The 2,037-nt window shown below is 60.0% G+C and carries 3 protein-coding genes; 2 read left to right on the top strand and 1 reads right to left on the bottom strand.

The features are described 5' to 3' along the window. Together B7449_RS22125 and B7449_RS16095 are read left to right on the top strand one after the other, a co-directional pair. A partial coding sequence (locus B7449_RS22125) for a hypothetical protein (RefSeq protein WP_209426754.1) occupies positions 1-231 on the top strand: 231 nt, incomplete at its 5' end. After that, on the top strand, positions 228-602 hold the full coding sequence (locus tag B7449_RS16095) for a VOC family protein (RefSeq protein ID WP_039732935.1): 375 nt from the start codon (positions 228-230) through the stop codon (positions 600-602). The genes B7449_RS22125 and B7449_RS16095, both read left to right, overlap by 4 nt. Before the next feature lie 64 nt (positions 603-666). Here B7449_RS16095 and B7449_RS16090 read toward each other — a convergent pair. Beyond that, positions 667-2,037, bottom strand: a 1,371-nt coding sequence (locus B7449_RS16090) for a tannase/feruloyl esterase family alpha/beta hydrolase (protein WP_039732934.1), incomplete at its 5' end; no start/stop codon positions are given.

The raw sequence follows: 2,037 nt of genomic DNA, 5'->3' as shown, positions 1-2,037 counted from the left end.
GCAGTCTGGCAGAAAGAGAGCGCCGAAAAAGACGTATGTCGGTTTGGTAAGCCCGACGCCCTGAACATGGTTCTGATCATGCTCTCCTGCCAGAGCAGATCCCGCGGCCGGATCACATGGTTCAGACGCCATGATGTGACGGCTGTCGCGCGTCCTGTCCTCAAGGGGAACAGGATGGATCACCCGTTCACAGGTCCGCCTGCAACGCATGATACAGGGCTTTTCGGATGAAGCTGAACCATATCAACCTCTGCACCAGCAATGTGCCGGCACTGTCTTCCCTGCTTGAAAAGCACTTCGGGTTTGTCCTTGAGGAGACACGCGGACAGCATGCCTTTGCCCAGCTTACCGGCATGGATGGCATGACGCTGATCCTGATGGACATGAGCAAAACACCCCAGCCCTACCCGCGCAATTTCCATATCGGGTTCATTCTCGATGATCCGCAGGAAGTGCGCGCCCGACATGCCAGCCTGTGCGCCGACGGCTATCTGCCGGGACCGGTGGAGGTCATGACGCGTGGGCGTGACCGCTGGACCCTGTTCTATCACCCCGCAGGTGACGACCTGCTGATTGAGGTCAGTGCACAGGAACCGGCGTGACTATCGCGCCTGTCGCCTGCCTCACGCCACCCGGCATCTGACGCCGGGTGGCAAACTGTTCCGGTTACTTCGTGTCTTCTACGGCAAGCTTTCCGTCCCGGACGCCGTACTGCTTCTGATTATCCGGACCGATCAGCAACGTGGCATGGCCTGCAAATGTCATAGGCAGGGAGACGGGTGACTTTACGGGGCGGTAATTCCCTGCATCATTCACATCCCCTGCCCCGACATACTGCGCAATGTAGGGATAGGGATAAACCGGGCGGCTGGCGATCGCTGCCGCATCCGGCCGGGCGTAAGGCTGGCTGGGCATGGGGGCCATGTGGATCTGGCCACCAGCCGGCGGCTTGCCGTGCCCTCCGGGCGGCGGTCCCATCGGCCCATCACCTTGGGCTGTCTTTTCCGTACGAATAGCGTTGGGCGCAATGCCAGATTCCGTCCAGGCCATGAGCGGGGTAAGAAAATCGACCTGCGGGAAGCCCTCACCGTTTCCACAATGTCCCACACCGGGCAGCAGATAGAATTTCAGGAAACTGTCAGTCTGCTCCACACCCATTTCCCGCTGCACACCCTGATAATACGCGATGGTGTTCAGGGGCGAGATCGACTGGTCCGCCAACCCGTGCCACAGGATCAAGCGGCCACCGTGCTGGTGGAACGTACGGAGGTTTGTGTTCTCGGCATTATACAGTGGTGCCAGCTTGGTCATGGTGGCGAAGGACGCGTCATCAAAATGAAAGCGGGTCAGGTCAGCCGCTTTTTCATCCACCTGCAGCGGAATGACATAGGCAATGGCGGAAGCGGCAATACCCTGGCTCATGGACTCTCCGCGTGCTGTGGCAGGCAGCGCCCATTGCAGTTCTGAACCCGGCAGTGGACCACCGATGATGTATGGGCGCCCCGCCGCATCTGTGGCCCCCTTGTAAAGCCGTAGCGCCGCCTGCGTTTCTTCCGCTGTCAGGCAGTCCGATGTGTCACTCTGGCCTGCCGCGCACTGTACCCACACGGGATCGAAATGGCAGGCGCGAGGTTCTTCCAGAATGCCGTCCTTTACACCCGAAAGCGTATCGCAGTGACGGATAACGGCGTCATGCAGCACCCCCACACGGTTTTGCAGCAGGATATTGGTGCCATCGGCACGCTGGTTCCCGCGCACGTTCCACGCATGGTAAAAGGAGTTCTGCACGGTAAACAGTGCGGCCGGAGCCCCTGCGGAAATCCCGTCAAAATCCTCGGGGTAGCGCTGCGCCTCCATCAGGGCTTCACGCCCGCCATCGGAGCATCCTACAAAGTAGGAATATTTCGGGGCCTGGCCGTAGAAGGCCGCCGTCAGGGCCTTGGCCGCCAGAGCGGTGACATGGTTGGCGCGATAGGCGAAATCGATGCGTTTTTGCGGGTCTTTACCGAATTCGCCCTGCGCCAGCCCCATCATGGA

Origin of the sequence: Komagataeibacter intermedius TF2, from assembly GCF_000964425.1 — a bacterium.
Classification (GTDB): domain Bacteria; phylum Pseudomonadota; class Alphaproteobacteria; order Acetobacterales; family Acetobacteraceae; genus Komagataeibacter; species Komagataeibacter intermedius.
Note: the sequence above shows the minus strand (reverse complement) of the source record. Positions and strands in the feature narration are given on the sequence as shown.

Coding starts and splice junctions, on each gene's coding strand:
- B7449_RS16095 (WP_039732935.1), top strand. CDS start 228: ATGAAGCTGAACCATATCAACCTCTGCACCAGCAATGTGCCGGCACTG.